Source organism: Clostridium cellulovorans 743B (assembly GCF_000145275.1).
In the GTDB taxonomy this organism is placed as follows: Bacteria; Bacillota; Clostridia; order Clostridiales; family Clostridiaceae; genus Clostridium_K; species Clostridium_K cellulovorans.
This window is the reverse complement of record NC_014393.1, coordinates 3,444,885-3,463,849: the sequence shown is the minus strand read 5'-3', so window position 1 is coordinate 3,463,849 and position 18,965 is coordinate 3,444,885. Positions and strand designations below refer to the sequence as shown.

At 33.0% G+C, this 18,965-nt stretch carries 12 protein-coding genes and 1 riboswitch; of the genes, 10 read left to right on the top strand and 2 right to left on the bottom strand.

Annotated elements, in window-relative coordinates; translation table 11 throughout:
• Positions 1-54 precede the first annotated feature (54 nt).
• The 8 genes from CLOCEL_RS14160 (at position 55) to CLOCEL_RS14125 (ending at position 13,920) form a co-directional block, all read left to right on the top strand.
• Positions 55-2,202, top strand: coding sequence for a glycoside hydrolase family 9 protein (locus CLOCEL_RS14160; RefSeq protein WP_010074616.1), 2,148 nt, complete (start codon positions 55-57; stop codon positions 2,200-2,202).
• A gap of 91 nt (positions 2,203-2,293) precedes the next feature.
• Positions 2,294-4,972: a glycoside hydrolase family 9 protein gene (locus tag CLOCEL_RS14155; protein ID WP_010074615.1), complete on the top strand. Its 2,679-nt coding sequence runs from the start codon at positions 2,294-2,296 to the stop codon at positions 4,970-4,972.
• Positions 4,973-5,119: 147 nt separating this feature from the next.
• Positions 5,120-5,854, top strand: a complete 735-nt coding sequence (locus CLOCEL_RS14150; RefSeq protein ID WP_010074614.1) for a cohesin domain-containing protein — start codon at positions 5,120-5,122, stop codon at positions 5,852-5,854.
• 222 nt (positions 5,855-6,076) lie between these two features.
• Positions 6,077-7,645 (top strand): glycoside hydrolase family 9 protein, encoded by a 1,569-nt coding sequence (locus CLOCEL_RS14145; RefSeq protein ID WP_010074613.1) that lies wholly within the window; start codon positions 6,077-6,079, stop codon positions 7,643-7,645.
• Between the two features lie 570 nt (positions 7,646-8,215).
• The gene (locus tag CLOCEL_RS14140) at positions 8,216-9,493 is read left to right on the top strand and encodes a dockerin type I domain-containing protein (RefSeq protein WP_010074612.1); all 1,278 of its coding nucleotides are present in this window, start codon (positions 8,216-8,218) and stop codon (positions 9,491-9,493) included.
• Between the two features lie 316 nt (positions 9,494-9,809).
• Positions 9,810-10,031 (top strand): dockerin type I domain-containing protein, encoded by a 222-nt coding sequence (locus tag CLOCEL_RS22615; protein WP_010074611.1) that lies wholly within the window; start codon positions 9,810-9,812, stop codon positions 10,029-10,031.
• Positions 10,032-10,327: 296 nt separating this feature from the next.
• On the top strand, positions 10,328-12,958 hold the full coding sequence (locus tag CLOCEL_RS14130) for a glycoside hydrolase family 9 protein (RefSeq protein WP_010074610.1): 2,631 nt from the start codon (positions 10,328-10,330) through the stop codon (positions 12,956-12,958).
• Positions 12,959-13,314: 356 nt separating this feature from the next.
• Complete coding sequence (locus tag CLOCEL_RS14125; RefSeq protein ID WP_010074609.1) at positions 13,315-13,920, top strand: carbohydrate binding domain-containing protein; 606 nt, start codon at positions 13,315-13,317, stop codon at positions 13,918-13,920.
• A gap of 383 nt (positions 13,921-14,303) precedes the next feature.
• Here CLOCEL_RS14125 and CLOCEL_RS14120 read toward each other — a convergent pair whose 3' ends face one another.
• Complete coding sequence (locus CLOCEL_RS14120; RefSeq protein WP_010077629.1) at positions 14,304-15,245, bottom strand: IS982 family transposase; 942 nt, start codon at positions 15,243-15,245, stop codon at positions 14,304-14,306.
• Between the two features lie 271 nt (positions 15,246-15,516).
• On the opposite strand from CLOCEL_RS14120, the gene CLOCEL_RS14115 reads away from it, so the two are divergent.
• A complete protein-coding gene (locus tag CLOCEL_RS14115) occupies positions 15,517-16,473 on the top strand; it encodes an AEC family transporter (RefSeq protein WP_010074608.1) in 957 nt (318 codons plus the stop codon).
• A 71-nt stretch (positions 16,474-16,544) separates the two neighbouring features.
• Here CLOCEL_RS14115 and thiC read toward each other — a convergent pair whose 3' ends face one another.
• A complete protein-coding gene (gene thiC, locus CLOCEL_RS14110; RefSeq protein ID WP_010074607.1) occupies positions 16,545-17,852 on the bottom strand; it encodes a phosphomethylpyrimidine synthase ThiC in 1,308 nt (435 codons plus the stop codon).
• Between the two features lie 105 nt (positions 17,853-17,957).
• A riboswitch (TPP riboswitch) is annotated at positions 17,958-18,057 on the bottom strand.
• Positions 18,058-18,228: 171 nt separating this feature from the next.
• On the opposite strand from thiC, the gene CLOCEL_RS14105 reads away from it, so the two are divergent.
• The gene (locus CLOCEL_RS14105) at positions 18,229-18,957 is read left to right on the top strand and encodes an ABC transporter permease (protein WP_010074606.1); all 729 of its coding nucleotides are present in this window, start codon (positions 18,229-18,231) and stop codon (positions 18,955-18,957) included.
• Positions 18,958-18,965: the final 8 nt, after the last annotated feature.

Sequence of the window (18,965 nt, the reverse complement as noted above, 5' to 3'; positions counted from 1 at the left end):
AGTAAAAGGCGAATAAATAAATTCCCTAATCAAAAAAATTAAGGGGTGGAACTAGTGTTTAACATATCTAAGAAAAAAGCGCAAGCTCTTCTTTTATCAGGAATCTTGGGTGCAACTTCATTTACACCAGCTGTATTGGTAAAAGGTGAAACAACAGCGACTCCAACATTCAATTATGGAGAAGCATTACAAAAGTCAATAATGTTTTATGAATTCCAACGTTCTGGAAAGTTACCAACGGATATTCGTAGTAATTGGCGTGGTGATTCTGGAACAAAAGATGGCTCTGATGTAGGAGTTGATTTAACTGGTGGATGGTATGATGCTGGAGACCACGTTAAATTTAATCTGCCAATGTCTTATACTGTGGCAATGCTTGCATGGTCATTAAGTGAAGACAAAGCAGCTTACGAAAAAAGCGGCCAATTAGATTACCTTGTTAAGGAAATAAAATGGGCTACAGATTATCTAATGAAGTGCCATACGGCACCAAATGAATACTATTATCAAGTTGGTGATGGTGGAGCTGATCACAAATGGTGGGGACCTGCAGAAGTAATGCAGATGGCAAGACCGGCTTATAAAGTAGATTTGCAAAAACCAGGATCATCAGTTGTCGCTGAAACAGCAGCAGCATTAGCTTCTACAGCTTTTGCATTAAAAGACATAGATAAAGCGTATTCAGAACAATGTATTCAGCATGCAAAAGAACTTTATAACTTTGCTGATACAACAAAGAGTGATGCTGGTTATACAGCAGCAAATACATATTACAATTCATGGAGTGGATACTATGATGAATTATCATGGGCTGCAGCATGGCTTTACATGGCAACAAATGATGCATCATATCTAGAAAAAGCGGAATCATATGTTCCATTTTGGAAGGTTGAACAGCAAACAACCACTATAGCATATAGATGGGCGCATTGTTGGGATGATGTACATTTCGGAGCTCAATTACTCCTTGCCAGATTAACAGGAAAATCAATATACAAAGAATCAGTTGAAAGAAACCTTGATTATTGGACAACTGGTTATGATGGAAATAAAATAAAGTACACTCCAAAAGGTTTAGCTTGGATGGATTCTTGGGGCTCATTAAGATATGCAACTACAACGGCATTCCTTGCCGATGTTTATGCAAGCTCAGATGTTTGTTCTATTTCTAAGGTAGATACATATAAGAATTTTGCTAAGAGTCAAGCTGATTATGCTTTAGGAAGTACTGGAAGAAGTTTTGTGGTAGGATTTGGTGAAAATGCTCCAAAGAAACCACATCATAGAACTGCCCATAGTTCATGGTCAGATCAACAAGTAAATCCAACAGACCATAGACATGTTTTATATGGTGCTTTAGTTGGAGGACCAGATGCCAGTGATGGTTATACTGATGCTATTGACAATTTTACTAATAATGAGGTGGCTTGTGATTATAATGCAGGATTTGTAGGACTTTTAGCTAGACAATATTCTAAATATGGCGGAGATCCAATACCTGATTTTAAAGCGATAGAAAAGCCAACCAACGATGAGTTCTTTGTCGAAGCAGGAGTAAATTGTACAGGTCCAAATTTTGTAGAAATTAAAGCTTTAGTTAATAATAGAACAGGATGGCCAGCAAGAATGGGAGATAAACTTTCATTCAAATACTTCATAAATGTAAGTGAATTTGTTAATGCTGGTTACAGTGCAGATGATTTAAAGGTTACTGTTGGTTACAATACTGGCGGAACTGTATCAAACCTAATCCCATGGGATAAGGAAAATAATATTTATTATGTAAATGTTGATTTCACAGGGGTAAAGATTTATCCAGGTGGACAATCAGATTATAAAAAAGAAATTCAATTTAGAATTTCAGGAATTCAAAATGTTAATATTTGGGATAATTCTGATGACTTCTCTTATGAGGGGATTACAAAAACTCCAGGTGAAACACCTGTGAAGGTTACAAACATCCCAGTTTATGATAATGGAGTTAAGGTATTCGGAAATGAACCAGGAACTACTAAGCCACCTGTTATAGCTGGTGATGTAAACAATAATGGTATCGTGAATTCAATGGATTTAGCGATGTTAAAGAAATATATACTTGGATACGAAGTAGAAATGAATAAAGAGGCTTCAGATTTAAATAAAGATGGTAAGATTAATGCCATTGATTTCGCTCTTTTAAAGAAACTACTTTTATCACAGTAGAAAGTTCCTTTAAAATCCAAAATCCTTGATATAAATAAAATCAATCAATCAATTAATCAATCAATGAATTTAATTTTAGGAGGGTCTATGAATGCGTAGTAAAAAATTAATAGCTTGCGTAACAGCATTAGCTACAGTACTAAGTGTTTCAACAGTTGCTACTTCAGTTGCTACTACTAAAACTGTTAGTGCAGCAACAATGGTAAGTGTTGGAGAATTAATCAGAAACAATAAATTTGACAATGGTGTTGGGTTACCATGGACAGTTGTTGAGTCTTACCCAGCAAAATCTAGCTTTGAAATCAAAGATGGAAAATACTATGTAACAGTTCTTCAAGACGGTGTAGAAGGAAGATGGGATGTTCAATTCCGTCACAGAGGTCTTGTTATAGAACAAGGACATAAATACAGAGTTAAATTTACTGTAACTGCTGATAAAGATTGTTACGTTTATCCAAAAATAGGTGACCAAGGTGAACCTTATAAAGAATATTGGAACTATAACTCATATCAAAGAGTACAATTAAGAGCTGGTGTTCCAACAACAATTGATCAAACTTTTGAAATGAGAGATGCAACAGCTAGAACAGCTGAATTTGCAATTCACCTTGCTGGTGACTGTAAGGCAGCAACATTCCCTTATACATTTACTTTTGATGATATGTATGTATCAGATCCACAATTCCCAGGATATGTAGCTGAAACTCCAGAACCAACAAACGCAATAAGAGTTAACCAAGTAGGTTACTTACCAGGCGTAGCAAAGAAAGCTACAGTTGTTACAAAAGCAACAACTCCAATAAACTGGTACTTAAAGAATAGTTCAGGTGTTCAAGTTGCTACTGGCACAACAACAGTTAAAGGCTTAGATAGCGCTTCAGGAGATAATGTACATATTATAGATTTCTCAAATTACACAACTCCAGGAACTGGCTACACATTATCAGTTGATTCAACAAACGTTGATTCAACAATTAATGATTCTGCTTCAAGTATGCCTTTTACTATAGGAACAGATTTATATTCTAAAATGAAACATGAATCAATAAAATACTTCTACTTAAACAGAAGTGCTATTCCAATAACAATGCCATATGCTGAACGTACTGATTTAACTCGTGCAGCAGGACATACAACGGATTTGATGCCAACTGATGCAAGTTCAAGTGATCCAAGTCCTTGGTATAAAGAAAATTATAGTCTAGATGTTACAGGTGGATGGTATGACGCTGGAGACCACGGTAAGTACGTTGTTAACGGTGGTATCTCTGTTTGGACAATGATGAACCAATATGAAAGAGCTAAGAAATTAGGACAAGCTAATGTAGCTCCATTTGCAGATAATACAATGAATATCCCAGAAAGCGGAAACGGCTATCCAGATATTCTTGATGAATCACGTTTCCAAATGGATTTAATGATGAAGATGCAAATTCCAGCTGGTAAAACTTACGCTGGTATGGCTCACCATAAAGGTCATGATGAAAGATGGACAGCTCTTGCAATCCGTCCAGACCAAGATCCAATGAAACGTTACTTAAAAGCACCAAGTACAGCTGCAACATTAAACCTTGCTGCTACAGCTGCACAAGCTTCACGTTTATGGAAAGGTATTGATGATGCATATTCTGCTAAGTGTTTAGCGTCTGCTGAAACTGCATGGAAAGCAGCTAAGGCTAATCCAGCAATATATGCACCATTTGAAAATGGTCCTGGTGGTGGAGCTTACGGTGATGACAACGTAACAGATGAATTCTACTGGGCAGCAGCAGAACTTTATGAAACAACTGGAACATCAGAATATCTTGACTACATGAAGAATAATTCTTCAGATAAATTCTTAAAGATGCCAACTACATTAACTGGTGGAGAAGACAAAGGATTATCAGGTGCTTTCGACTGGGGTAATGTTGCTGGTTTAGGAACAATTTCTCTTGCTATTGGTGATAAATTAGATGCTACATCAAAAGCAACTGTAAGAGCTAATGTTGCTGCCGCTGCTGATGTATTTGTAGCTAATACAAATAGTGAAGGTTATGGTACTCCAATGGTTCAAGGACCAGCATTTGAGGAAAAGGATGCAAGTGGAAAAGTTATAAGAACAATAACTGGCTATCCATGGGGTTCAAACTCATTCGTAGCTAACCAAGCTATCGTTATGGGTTACGCTTATGACTTTACAAAAGGCGATGCAGATAAGAAAAAATCTAATTCGTACTTTAATGGGTTAACAAGTGCTATGGACTATTTATTAGGACGTAACCCAATGGTACAATCATACGTTACTGGATATGGTTCTAACCCACTAGAAAATCCACATCACCGTTTCTGGGCATACCAAGCTGACAACACATTCCCTAAAGCTCCAGCAGGATGTTTATCAGGTGGTCCTAACACAGGATTACAAGATCCATGGGTTAAAGGCTCAGGTTGGGGAGTTGGTACTAAGCCAGCTGCTAAATGCTTCATGGACAATATAGAATCATGGTCAACTAATGAAATCACAATCAACTGGAATGCACCAATTGCATGGATGTCTTCATACATGGATTTAAATAAGGATGCAAAAACAATAGATATTACTATTCCACCTACTACATCAGGTGATGTAAACGGAGATACTAAGATAAATGCTATCGATTTAGCTATGTTAAAGAAATATATCCTAGACAATTCAACTGTAATCAAAACAGCTAACGCTGATATGAATAATGATGGAAAAATTAATGCTATAGATTTAGCTTTATTAAAGAAGAAACTTCTTTCTTAATAAAAATAGCTAAGAATTAAGTTTTTCCTAAGAGATTACTAGATAAATAATAAAATAAAAACTGTAGAAAGTTCACCTTTTTACAGTTTTTATTCTAAAGATTTTTATTAAAAGATGTAAGGACTAATTAATAAAGGAGATACAGACATGAAAAAAAACATTCTTATAATTACATTAGTAGTGAGTATTGGCGTAGTAGTTGCAGGCGTTGCAATGATTAATTCAAACAGTAAAGATTCTAGTAGTGCAGTTGTAGAAACAGTAGATTCTAATAAAACTACGACTGATGACACTAATAGTACTGATACTAATAACACTTCTTCAAAGGCTAGTGAAAATACTGATAATAGTACAAATAATACTGATAATACTGAAAATAGTACTCCAGCTACCAATAATAATCCATCTGGGGAGACTGTTAGTAATCCAGGACAATCAAGTGAAGTTAAAGCATCTAATGAATCAGTTTCAGTAGCAATTGGTGAAGTAAATGGTTCTGTAGGAAGTGAAATTATTGTTCCGGTTACTATTACAGATACACCAAAATCAGGAATAGGAAGTTGTGATTTTAAGGTTAATTATGATACCACAGCACTTGAATTAATTGAGATTACTCCTGGAGATGTATTAGTAAATCCTGAAGCAAATTTTAGTAGTAGTTCAGATCAAAATTTAGGAATAGCTAGTTTTTTATATTTAGATAATACTTTTGAAAAAGAAGCAATAACTAAAAATGGTGTCTTTGCTAATATAAAATTTAAGGTTAAGGATGGAGCTACAGGTGCTAAAGAAGTAGCGTTTAAATCTATTGGAGCTTTCACCGATAACGCACTTAGCAGCCATGAAGTAAAAACTACAAATGGAAAAGTAAATATTAATTAGTATCTTTACTGAGACATTCATCACTTTAGAAAAAATATAAATAATAGGCTCTTTGTATAAAGGAGCCCAATAATTATCTTATCAATCTAGATGAAAATAGAAATGTTTAAGAATGTAAACGGTATAGGAGAAATTTATCAGGATATAACGGGGAGAAAAAATAATTCTGAGATTTAAACTATTCTGAGAAAAATTAGAAATATATAAATAGGGGGATTTTTTATGAAAAAGATTATAGCAACGGCAACGTCGTTGTGTTTATCAGCAGGAATAATATTACCAGCAACTGAAGCTGCCGCAGCACCTAAATTTGACTATTCTGATGCTTTTGGGAAATCAATTATGTTCTATGAAGCTAATTGGAGCGGAAAGGTAGAAAATAATAGATTTGATTGGAGAGGAGATGCCTTTTTAAAGGATGGTGCCGATGTTGGACTTGACCTTTCAGGAGGTTTTTTTGACGCAGGAGATCATGTAAAGTTTGGATTACCACAAGCTTATGCCGCTTCAACTCTTGGTTGGGGGTATTTTGCGTTTAAGGATGCTTATAAGTCAAATGGACAAGATGCATATATGCTTAAAATTTTAAAACATTTTACAGATTATTTCTTAAAGTGTTACCCAGATAATAATACATTCTATTATCAAGTGGGAGATGGAGATTTAGACCATGCTTACTGGGGACCACCAGAAATTCAACCAACAGCAAGACCTACAAAATTTAAAGCAACTCCATCAGATCCAGCTTCAGATGTATGTGGTAATACTGCTGCAGCACTTGCAATAATGTATTTAAATTATAAGGATGTAGATGCTACCTATGCAAACAAATGTTTAACAGCTGCAAAGAATCTATATTCATTAGGTAAAAATTATAAAGGATTAAGTCACGGCCAAAGCTATTATGTATCTACAAGCTATTATGATGATTTGGCTTGGGGTGCTGTTTGGCTATATCAAGCAACAAACGATAATAGCTATATGACTGATGCAAATTCATTCCTTAGTCAAATAAATGCTGATGGTGACAAAGTTTATACATCATATTGGACACATTGTTGGGATAATGTATGGACTGGAGTAATTTATAAGATGGCAGAGGTTACAGGAAAAGCAAACTATAAAGCTTCAGTTGAAAACAATTTAAATTATTGGATGAATAATATAAAAACTACTGCTGGTGGATTAAAGTTTGCTACAGATTGGGGTTCGTTAAGATACTCATCAACTCAAGCCATGTTAGCTTTAATACAGTACAACAGAACTAAGGAACAAAAATATTTAGACTTTGCAACACGTCAAATAGATTACATATTAGGAGATAATCCAAGAAGCAGTTCTTATGTAGTTGGATTTGGAAATAACTATCCTAAGTTCCCACATCATAGAGGAGCTAGCGGAAGACTTGAACCAGGTGAAATGAAAACTATGCCAGAAAAGCATATTCTTACTGGAGCGTTAGTTGGTGGACCTGACGGAAATGATCAATACAAAGATGATATAAATAATTATCAACAAACAGAAGTTGCTATAGATTATAGTGCTGGTTTTGTAGGTGCAATGGCAGGTATTACAAAGTATTTGGATCCTGCACCAATAATAATAGATCCAATAACATATGCGCTAGGTGATGTAAATAAAGATGGTAAAGTAAATGCCATAGACTTAGCTATTCTTAAAAAGAACCTTTTAAATGGTATTACTGGAGACTTAACTGTTTCTGATATGAATAAGGATGGCAAGGTAAATGCAATAGATTTAGCACTTCTTAAAAAGTTACTTCTTGGTTAAATTTATTATTAAAATTTTATTAAGAAGATAAAAATAAGGTGTATATAAAGAGAGACTCCAATGTCTAATTTCTATAACTAACAATAGTTTTCCAATTGCTTTAGAATTAACTAAAGCAATTGGAGACTTAGAATAGAGTTCTAAAAAGCTTATCAATAGCAGAGAAACTACCATCGTATTAATAGCGATATTGAACTAGAAATTGAGAAAAGCTTAGGAATAGTTCATATGTTGTAGGCTTTAGAAATAACTATCCGAGGGTTCAATATTATAAGAATTATAGAGGAATGCTTTTAAACTGTAAGTTTATTAAAATAAGAAATACTTTTAAAGAATTTTTATAAAGATTTAGTTTGGACACTATAGTCTGCGGATAGTTATTCTGATGAGGAAGTTAGCTATTTATGAGGAGAGACTTTTATTATTACGTGTTTATATATTGAATAGTAAACTTATTTTGTAAAATAAGGAATTGATATTTATTAAGTGGATACGAATAAGGATGGAGAGTTTAACACTTTTAATTTAGTGTTAAAATAAATAATTTATGAAAATGTGGAGGGTAAAGAAATGAAAAGGAGAATTTTATCAATTTTAACTGCTGCGTTAGTAACAGCTACTATTATTCCTTTTAGTGCCAGTGCAGCAACAACTTTAGGTGATGTCAATGTTGATGGAAAAGTAAATTCCATAGACATGGCGATTGTAAAACAATACATATTAGGAACAAAAACTTTTTCAGATGCTGAATTGAAGGCGGCAGATGTCGATGCAAACGGCAAAGTAAACGCTATAGATTTAGCTTTGTACAAACAGTACATATTAGGAAGTATAACTAAGTTTCCAGGAGATAAAGGTGTAGTTGACAATAGAACTACTACAGGACCTGGAATAACATGGATGGATGGTTATAAATTATTCCCTGTAGGTGTAAACTACGGTTGGAACAATTGGTGCTATGAGTTTTCTGATAGCAATTGGGATACAAACTTTGCTAAGATGAAGAGCGATATGGATGCTATGAATTTAAAAGGAGTTAAGTCTCTTAGATGGTGGGTATTCCCTGATCTTGCATTTGGTCCAACTTGGTCAGGTACTGGAAAAGGAAGCTTATGTACTGGTCTTCCAAATAATTGGGTAAACCATATGAAGGCGGTTTGTGATTACGCACTTACAAAAAACATTAAAATTTATTGGACATTAACTAGTTTTGATGCTGCAAGACAAGATGGAACAGATCATCATTCAGATATATTCACAAATGAAGCTGTAAGACAAAGTTTCTTTGATAATGCTGTTAAACCAATTGTTACTGCACTTGGAAATCATGAAGCTGTTATGGGTTGGGATTGTATAAATGAACCAGAATGGATCATCAAAAAAGAGGACAATGGTGAACCAAAAGCCAGTGGATATGATATATATGCTCTTTCTGATATAAGAAATTATGTTCAATCAACAACAGCTTTAATTCATCAGTATGCAAAACAACCTGTAAGTGTAGGTAGTGCAAGTATGAAGTGGAGTGGAGCACAATTTAGTCTTTGGACAGGTTTAGGATTAGATTTCTATGATTTCCATTGGTATGATTGGGCAACACCATGGTTTAATCCAATGACAACACCAGCGTCATCTTTAAAGCTTGATAAGCCAGTAATTATAGGTGAAATGATGTCAGATACTTTAAGTTCTTCTTTGAAAGTTGATCATAAAGTTGTTATGGATGCTATTATGGCTAATGGATATTCAGGATATATGACTTGGGCATGGAATGATGGTAGTTGTGGAAACTTTATTGGTAGCAATTTCACTAATTTTGGAGCTCAACATACTGATATTGTTAGGTAAAATTATTTAATAAGTTTTTTTATGGTATATTTCCTACGAGTGTTATGGAAAGTCTTTATAACACTTGTAGGAGTAAATAATATTTTTTGCAACTTTTTAAATCTATTTCAAAAAGTTAATGCTAATTCTCAGTACAAATATAAGTTTTATATCTATATTGATTTTACCCATATAAGAATGAAGTAGCTGTAATCTTTAGGGTATATCTGTATAGTTTTTTGCATATTTTTAAACTCTTTTATATTGGGTTTGAAAGGGTTTATAAATATAAACCTACTGGAGATAAGAAGTATCATACAACACCAAGGTAGTTTATTTGGTAAAAAAGAGAACAAAAACTTGGACACCATTAACTGACTGGGTAGATTTTCAGGATTGGAACCTTCTTGGTTGTGAAAGTATGGCAGCTGACCCTGTTGAAACTAATCGTGTATACATAGCCGTTGGTACATACAACAATGATTGGACAGATATGAATGGCGATAAAGTAGTAAATGTAATTGATTTTGCATTATTAAAGAAAAAACTATTAGCTTAGTAATAAAAAAGACGCTGCTGTAGAAATACGGCAGTGTTTTTGTTGTATAGTCTTAGAATATAGTTAACTAAAAATACGTGTAAGTAAATATATTCAAAAATTATAAATAATTTATAAACAAATTTAAAATAGGCACCTAAATTTAAAAATGAAAACGAATAACTATAGTGGAGTGTTTATTTTACATAAAAGTGTTTATTTTTACATAATAACATTTAATTAATAAAATGTAAAATATACAGAGAAGGATGATTAATATATAAATAATCATAAGTGCATTTAAAGGGGGAGTATAAATGAATAGAAAAAAAATAACAGCATACGCAACTGCAATAGTAACAGTACTAAGTATTCCGACAGTTGCTACTTCTGTTGTGACTAGCAAATCTGTTAGTGCAGCAACGAATTTTGATTACAGAGAAATAATAGCAAACAATACATTCGATAACAATAATGCGACACCATGGACCCTTGTTCAGAATTATCCAGCAATAGCTAAAATGGTAGCAAAAGATGGGAAATGCTCTGTAACAGTCCTTAATGATGGAGTAGAGGGAAGATGGGATGTTCAATTACGTCACAGAGGTATAGTTTTAGAACAAGGGCATAAGTATAGAGTTAGATTCACAGTAACTGCTGACAAAGATTGTTACATATATCCCAAAATAGGTGACCAAGGTGAACCATATAGAGAATACTGGAACTATAACTCATATCAAAGGATACAATTGAAAGCTGGTGTTCCAACAACTGTTGATCAAACTTTTGAAATGAAGGATCCAACAGCTAAAACAGCTGAATTTGCATTTCATCTTGCAGGTGACTGTAAAGCGGCTACTTTTCCTTATACATTCACATTCGATGATATTTATTTAACAGACCCAAATCGTATACCACCACCGCCACCACCAGAAGAGCCAACAAATGCGGTAAGAGTTAATCAAGTTGGATATTTTACAAATCTTCAAAAGAAAGCTACTGTCGTTACTAAAGCAACTAGTCCAATAACTTGGTATCTAAAAAACAGTGCTGGTGTTCAAGTGGCTACTGGTGAAACAAAAGTTTTGGGAGCTGATGCTGCTTCAGGTGATAATGTGCATATTATAGATTTCTCTAATTATACAACCGAAGGCTCAGACTATACATTATCAGTTGACCAATCAAATATTGATTCATTAATTTGTAATTCAGCTTCAAGTTTACCTTTTGCTATAGGCAAAGAATTGTATAATAAATTGCAAAAGGATGCTATGAAATATTTCTACTTAAATAGAAGTGGAATTCCTATAACGATGCCTTATGCTGAACGCACTGATTTAACTCGTGTAGCAGGACATACATTAGATGTGATAGCAACTGATGCAAGTTCAACTGATCCAAGTCCTTGGTATAAAGAAAATTATAGTTTAGAGGTTACAGGTGGATGGTATGATGATACTAGATATAATAAGTCTGTTATTAATGGTAGTATCTCTGCTTGGACAATTATGAATCAATATGAAAGAGCTTTAAAAGCAAATAAGGTTAGTGTTATACCATTTGCTGATAATACAATGAATATTCCTGAAAGTGGTAATGGATATCCAGATATCCTTGATGAAGTACGTTTCCAAATGGAAATGATGATGAAGATGCAAATACCAGCTGGTAAAACTTACTCTGGTATGGTTCATCATAGGGCGAAAGATGAGAGGTGGATACCACTTGCAACTCGGCCAGATCAGGACCAAATGAAACGCTACTTAGAGCCGCCAAGTACAGCAGCGACACTAGACCTTGCTGCTACAGCTGCACAATCTTCTCGCTTATGGGCAAAATATGATTCTACATTTGCTAACCAGTGTTTGGTTTCTGCTGAAACTGCATGGGCTGCAGCCATTAAGAATCCAGCAATATATGCACCACTTCAAAGTAGTTTTTCTGGAACTTATGGTGATACCAATATAGCAGATGAATTTTATTGGGCAGCAGCTGAGCTTTATGAAACAACTGGAAAGCAACAGTACCTTGACTACCTTAAGAATAATTGTCAAGATAAATTCTTAAAAATACCAACTAAAATAGTAGGTGGAGAAGCCAACGGAGTATCAGGTTGTTTCGACTCGGGGGATGTTACTGGGCTGGGAACTATTTCTCTTGCTATTGGGGATAAGTTAGATGTTGCATCAAAGACTACTGCAAGAGCTAATATTGCAGCAGCAGCTGATGTTTTTGTGGCTAATACACAAAAAGAAGGTTATGGTACTCCAATGGATCAAGGAATTGTAGGACAAGTAGTGGATCAGAACGGATATGTAACAAAACCAATAGAAGGTTATCCATATGCATCAAATTCTTATGTAACTAACGAAGCTATAGTCATGGGTTATGCTTATGACTTTACAAAAAATAGAAATTATTTAAATGGTGTAGTTAGTGCAATGGATTATATATTAGGGCGTAATCCAATGGTACAATCCTATGTTACAGGATATGGATCAAATCCAGTTGAAAATCCACATAACGTTTTTTGGGCATACCAATATGACAATACATTTCCTAAGGCACCAGCAGGCTGTATGGCCAGTGGTCCTAATTCAGGTTTACAAGATTCATGGGTTAAAGCTTCAGGCTGGACACCTGGAAGTAGACCAGCAGCTAAGTGCTTCATGGATAACATAGAGTCTTGGTCAACAAACGACTTATCAAATAGCTACAATGCATCACTGGCTTGGGTTTCTTCATATGTGAATTTAAATTCGTTACCAGAATCAATAAAAGGTGACATTAATAATGATGCAAAAATTAATGCTATAGATTTAGCTTTGCTAAAGAAATATATTCTAAACAATGACATACCAATCGTTGCAATTAATGGTGATATCAACGGTGATGGTATCATTAATGCTATTGATTTATTACTATTAAAGAAACAACTGCTTGCATAAGTTTAAAAACAAAGAAGCATCTCTATAAAATATGGAGATGTTTCTTTGTTTTTGTATAGAAGTTCTATACTATATAAAAATGATATATTAGGATATCAAAGGTGCTTTAAGAATTTTTTGTTAGAATTTATGCTGTTTACATTTAAGTATATAAGATTAACTTTTATAACAATTTATGAATAAGTTTAAAAATGCACCGAAATTTAAAAATGAGAACGAATAACTATAGCGAAGTGTTTATTTTACATAAGAGTGTTTATTTTTACAAATTAGAAATATTTACATGGAATGTAAATAGCGCAGAAAAAGCAGTTGATATATCAACAATTATAGGTTTATTTAAAGGGGGAGTATAAATGAACAAGAAAAAAATAATGGCTTACGCAACAGCGTTCGTAACATTACTAAGTGTTCCAACAGTTGTTACTTCTGTTGTGGCTACTGAATCTGTTAGTGCATTCACAAGGATCAATTTAGGGGAATTAATCAGAAATAACACATTTGATTATAATGTTGCAACACCATGGCAACTTACAAAAATTTCTCCAGCAGAAGCTAGTATTGAAGTTAAGGATGGAAAATGCTATGTGACAATACTTAAAAATGGTGAAGATGGAAGATGGGATATTCAATTGCGTCACAGAGGTATAGTTTTAGACCAAGGTCATAAATACAGAGTTAGATTTACAGTAACTGCTGATAAGGATTGCTATATCTATCCAAAAATAGCTGATCAAGGTGGAAGTTTTAATGAATATTGGAATTATAACACATATCAAAAGATACAATTAAACGCTGGTGTTCCAACAACAATTGATCAAATTTTTCAAATGAACAATGCAACAACTAGGTCAGCTGAATTCGTATTTGATCTTGCAGGTGATTGTCAAGCGGCTACTTTTCCGTATAAACTTACATTTGATGATATTTATTTGACAGATCTAAACCATATACAGTACTAATACAACCAAAATAGCAAATGCGGTAAGAATTAATTAAGTTGGCTATTTGATATTAAAGAAGCAAATGACTGTTTAAGCTGAAAAAAATAAAATAGAGGAGTATTGCTATAGAATGTGGCAGTACTCCTCTATTGTGCTTTAATGGAAAATTATAAACTGTTTTACAATAATGCATTAGATAGTGGATTAATATAAAAGATGTTTTGGCGATTTTACCTAACCTTTTTAATTAAAGAATAAAATATAAAGGTTAGGTATATTTATGATAGAATCTTCATAATTTAACCTGTTGTGCTAGCAGATAAGTTTTCATTAAAAGGATATTTATACCATGATTTTAGGCAGTCCTATCCTATTGTCTCATATACTGTTTTTGGAAATTATTATCCGAATACTAATTCTTTAATCTTTGATATTTCTATACCTATATTAAAAAATTTATTTATAAAATAGCAAAGATTATGAGCTAATATTTTATTTGATATTCTTGTGGCAAATCCCCAAGTTGATTTTGTAAGAACCCTCTGCATATTTAATTGCTCGGAGAGCTGAGAAAAAGTAGTTTCTACTCTACGACGAGCCTTGAATATCAACTGCCTAAAAGGTTTTAAAAGTTTAGTTTTACTATTGTTACGATTTATTGTTAAAAGACGAATGTACCTTGTTTCTTTTAATTGCGAAGCAACTTTTTGACCTATATATCCTTTATCACCTATTAGTATATCAATCTCTGAATTAGCTGTGAGTTCCCAGACGACATCTCTGTCATCAATATTTGCTGCTGTTACAGTAAAATCTGTGATATAGCCATCGAGGGCTACTAAAGCATGTAATTTGAATCCATAATATGTTTCTTTTTTCGAAGCGCATCGCCCGTAGGCAGCCTCCGGCTTAAAAGCTTTATGGAAATGAGCTCTCCCAAACTTACACACAGGAATTGGCATACTATCTGCAATTCTCATTCGGTCATATTGATAGTTAAGAAATTTCGTTAACTCTTTACGAATTTCATCAATGACTCGAAATAATGACTTTCTAACTCTATGAAACCTCGGCCTACTACAAAAGTTGGGAAATAAGTCTCGTAGGTTTTTAGAGCAAAATCCAAACCATGCTTTTTCAGAGTCAATGGTTAAGAGTTCACCTACTAAAGAAATCGTAATTATTTCGCTATCAGTCATTACTGATTTAGCGATGTTACGACGATTTTTAATAAATGTTGGAGTTACTTTTTGGTAAAAGTCATCAATTATAACATAAGTGACAACAATAAAATCTTTTAAGTCATTTATTGTTATGGTAGAATCTTTATTAAACTCTGGCATATAGGTTAGCCTCCTATCATTAGATTAGTGGTGTTTTTTAATGATAGGTTAGCAAATATGCTGGAGTTTTTCTATTTGTAAGTATTGCCAGCGTATTTAACTAGCACAACGGGTTAATTTAGAGCCTCAAGGTTTACAAATCAGTGAAAAAGTAATAGGATTAGTAAAGGATAAAATATTAAAGTAATTAACGAAACTTGGTAATTTTAATATTTATATAAGCTTAAGAAAGGGAATTTCCCAGATAAACTATTATTTAAGGAGAGAAAACATGGTAATAATTCAATCAATCCAAAGTATAATGACTATACTTTTGATGATTTCTGTCGGCTACATATTAGATAGGAAAAAATGGTTTAATGAAGAATCTAAAAAACTTTTATCAAAGCTTGTAGTAAATATTTCACTTCCAGCATATATGCTGCAAAACATAGTAACAAATTTCACGAGAGAAAAGCTTTTTGAAATGTCAGGTGGGTTATTAATACCATTTGTATCAATAGGAATTTGTTATATAGTTGCAGTGGTTATAGCTAAGGCAATAAAGGTACCCAAAAAAAGATTTGGGACTTTTGTAACTTTATTCTTTGTATCAAACACGATTTTTATTGGACTACCTGTAAATTTAGCTTTATTTGGAGAGCAGAGTATACCATATGTATTCTTGTACTATATTGCAAATACTACGTTCTTTTGGACATTAGGAGTTTATTCAATAAGTAAAGATGGTGATGCTGAAGATACGAAATTATTTAGTATAGCATCATTAAAAAAATGCTTTTCTCCGCCAATGCTAGGATTTATTATAGGAATCATATTTGTTATTATAAATCTTAAAATTCCATTTTTTATTCTGGATACATGTAAGTATTTGGGAAATTTAACAACGCCTTTGTCGATGCTTTTTATAGGAGCAACTATGGCTGCTGTTGATTTAAAAACAATTAGGATAGATAAGGAAATGATATTCTTAAATATCGGTAGGAGTGTTATTTCACCACTTATAGTAATAATATTAGGATTATTTATAAAAGGACCTATGCTTATGAAAGAAGTTTTTATCATACAAGCAGCTATGCCAGGAATGATAAATATATCAATTATTTCTAAGGCATATAATGCAGATTATGAATATGCTGCAGTTATGATAACAGTAACAACTATTGTTTCTATGATCTCCATACCTATATTTATGGCTATAATGGACAAATTGCCCGTGGTAATATAAATAAGTTCAAGAATGTTAAAAGCAGCTAAAGTTAAGAAACTTTAGCTGCTTAAATTTTATGTTATGAGGAGTTAATCACGTAGTATATTTAAATCTTCTCCGTTTAGAACTTTTTTCATTGTCCTCATAGAACACATTTTACCGCACATTGTACAGCTATCACTATGTTCAGGTGTTGATGCTTCTCTGTATTTTCTTGGTTTAACAGGGTCTAGGGCAAGATTGAACATAGTTTCCCAATCAAGGTCAGCTCTAGCTTTGCTCATAGCGTTATCCCAATCTCTAGCACCTTTAACTCCTTTTGCAATATCAGCTGCATGAGCCGCAATCTTTGAAGCGATTATTCCTTCTCTCATATCATCAAGATCTGGAAGTTTTAAATGCTCAGCTGGGGTAACATAGCATAGGAAATCTGCTCCATAAGTTGCAGCTATAGCTCCCCCTATCGCTGAAGTGATATGGTCATAGCCGGGAGCTATGTCAGTAACTAAAGGTCCTAATACATAGAAAGGAGCTCCATGGCATAATTTTTTTTCTAAAAGCATATTTGCTTGAATTTCATCAAGAGCCATATGGCCAGGACCTTCAATGATAACTTGTACATTTCTTTCCCAAGCTCGTTTAGTAAGTTCACCAAGAGTAATTAATTCTTTGATTTGGCAAGGATCCGTTGCATCATTTATAGAACCAGGTCTGCAGGCATCTCCCAATGAGATTGTCATATCATATTTTTCACAGATTTCTAATAGCCTGTCAAAATGCTCAAAAAATGGATTCTCTTTATTATTTAACTCCATCCACGCGAATAATAAAGAGCCACCTCTTGAAACGATATGAGTAAGTCTTCTATTACGCTTAAGTAGTTCTACAGCTTCTCTATTTAAGCCTGCATGGATAGTAATAAAGTCTACTCCATCCTCGCCATGTTTTTCTACAACTTTAAAGAATTCATCTACTGTTATATCTTTAAGCTCTTTATCGTAGAAACCCACAGCGTCATAAATTGGAACTGTACCAAGCATTGCAGGACAGATATCAAGAATTTTTTTTCTCATGCCTTCCGTTTTTCCGTAGTTAGAAAGGTCCATAATTGCTTCAGCTTTCATGTCTATTGCAACTCTAACCTTTTCAAGTTCTTTTTCCATATCGCAACAGTCTTTAGAAATTCCTAAATTAACATTGATTTTGGTTCTTAATCCTTGTCCTACTCCTTCGGCATCTAGATTTTTATGATTTTTATTAGCAGGAATAGCAATTTTACCTTCAGCAACTAAAGAACGTAATAATTCTACGTCTATATTTTCTTTCTTTGCAACTGCCTCCATTTCTTTGGTAATAATATTACGTTTCGCAGCATCCATTTGAGTTGTATAATTCATAACCTCAAATTCTCCCTTCCTATATCCTAATAAAAATTATATTTTGCACTAAAAAAGGCTTAACGTAGAGTTAAGCCTTATAATGGATTATTAATATACAAAAAATAGTCCTAAAACATGCTTCCCTACGGTGGTATTGGCCACATCAGGTTCACAGGGTTAGAGTAAAACTCTTCTCAGCCCAAAGGCACCCCTAGCACAAAATATGTAATTTTATAAATAAAGTATACACTAATATAAATATAAATACAAATGATTTATAAGATAAAAAGAAGAGAATGAATTATAAAGGTAAATGAAATTTATTTAAAACAATTTACAAATTATGGTAAAAAGGATATTATTAATATATGCTTTTCTGGAGGAAGGGTGAAATATGATTAAACTATTGAAGTTAGAATTGAAAAAAATAAACTTCTATCATGTGATATTTGAAACATTTTTAATAAATATTATGTTGTTAATTTTATTTTTCATTTTTCAATATATATCAAGTAAGAATTATATTGTTTTTATGAAGAATTCAGTAGTAGATGTTCTTATTTCATTCCCATTCTTAATGTATACAGCAGTGTTGATTTCAAGAATAATTATTGAAGAATACAAAAATAGAACAATATATTTAATATTCATGTATCCAGTGAATAAGACAAAGGTTATGTTAGTAAAGTTACTGCTAATAATTATAATATCAGTTTTATCAATTGTAGTAGCTAAGTTTTCTCTTTATTGGAGTTTTAGATTTTTAGAATTGAAATGTTCTAATTTTTGTAAAATACCTTCTAAGATATTTGAATATAAAAATAATTGGAAAGTAAATGTATATATAATAAGTTCTTGTATTACAGCTTTAACTCCTAGTTATTTTGCAGTAAAAAGAAAAGAAGTTAACCAAATAGTATTAAGAGAATTTATTTTAGTGGCAATTTTATGTATTGTATATTTTAAATTAGGATTTAATATGTTGTTATTACTATTAGTATTCTTAGGTATTGTTGCAGTAGTTGCTATAATTATGACTTTGAAAGAAATACATAATCAAAATTTTGAAGCTGATGTTTATTACATAAATACGAGTATGGATATAGGGAGCGACGATATATAGAATAAAAA

Excerpts from the sequence above, each read along its gene's own strand:
- CLOCEL_RS14130 (WP_010074610.1), top strand. The coding sequence starts at position 10,328 with ATGAATAGAAAAAAAATAACAGCATACGCAACTGCAATAGTAACAGTA.
- CLOCEL_RS14120 (WP_010077629.1), bottom strand. The coding sequence starts at position 15,245 with ATGCCAGAGTTTAATAAAGATTCTACCATAACAATAAATGACTTAAAA.
- CLOCEL_RS14155 (WP_010074615.1), top strand. The coding sequence starts at position 2,294 with ATGCGTAGTAAAAAATTAATAGCTTGCGTAACAGCATTAGCTACAGTA.
- CLOCEL_RS14140 (WP_010074612.1), top strand. The coding sequence starts at position 8,216 with ATGAAAAGGAGAATTTTATCAATTTTAACTGCTGCGTTAGTAACAGCT.
- CLOCEL_RS14115 (WP_010074608.1), top strand. The coding sequence starts at position 15,517 with ATGGTAATAATTCAATCAATCCAAAGTATAATGACTATACTTTTGATG.
- CLOCEL_RS14105 (WP_010074606.1), top strand. The coding sequence starts at position 18,229 with ATGATTAAACTATTGAAGTTAGAATTGAAAAAAATAAACTTCTATCAT.
- CLOCEL_RS14125 (WP_010074609.1), top strand. The coding sequence starts at position 13,315 with ATGAACAAGAAAAAAATAATGGCTTACGCAACAGCGTTCGTAACATTA.
- CLOCEL_RS14145 (WP_010074613.1), top strand. The coding sequence starts at position 6,077 with ATGAAAAAGATTATAGCAACGGCAACGTCGTTGTGTTTATCAGCAGGA.
- CLOCEL_RS14150 (WP_010074614.1), top strand. The coding sequence starts at position 5,120 with ATGAAAAAAAACATTCTTATAATTACATTAGTAGTGAGTATTGGCGTA.
- thiC (WP_010074607.1), bottom strand. The coding sequence starts at position 17,852 with ATGAATTATACAACTCAAATGGATGCTGCGAAACGTAATATTATTACC.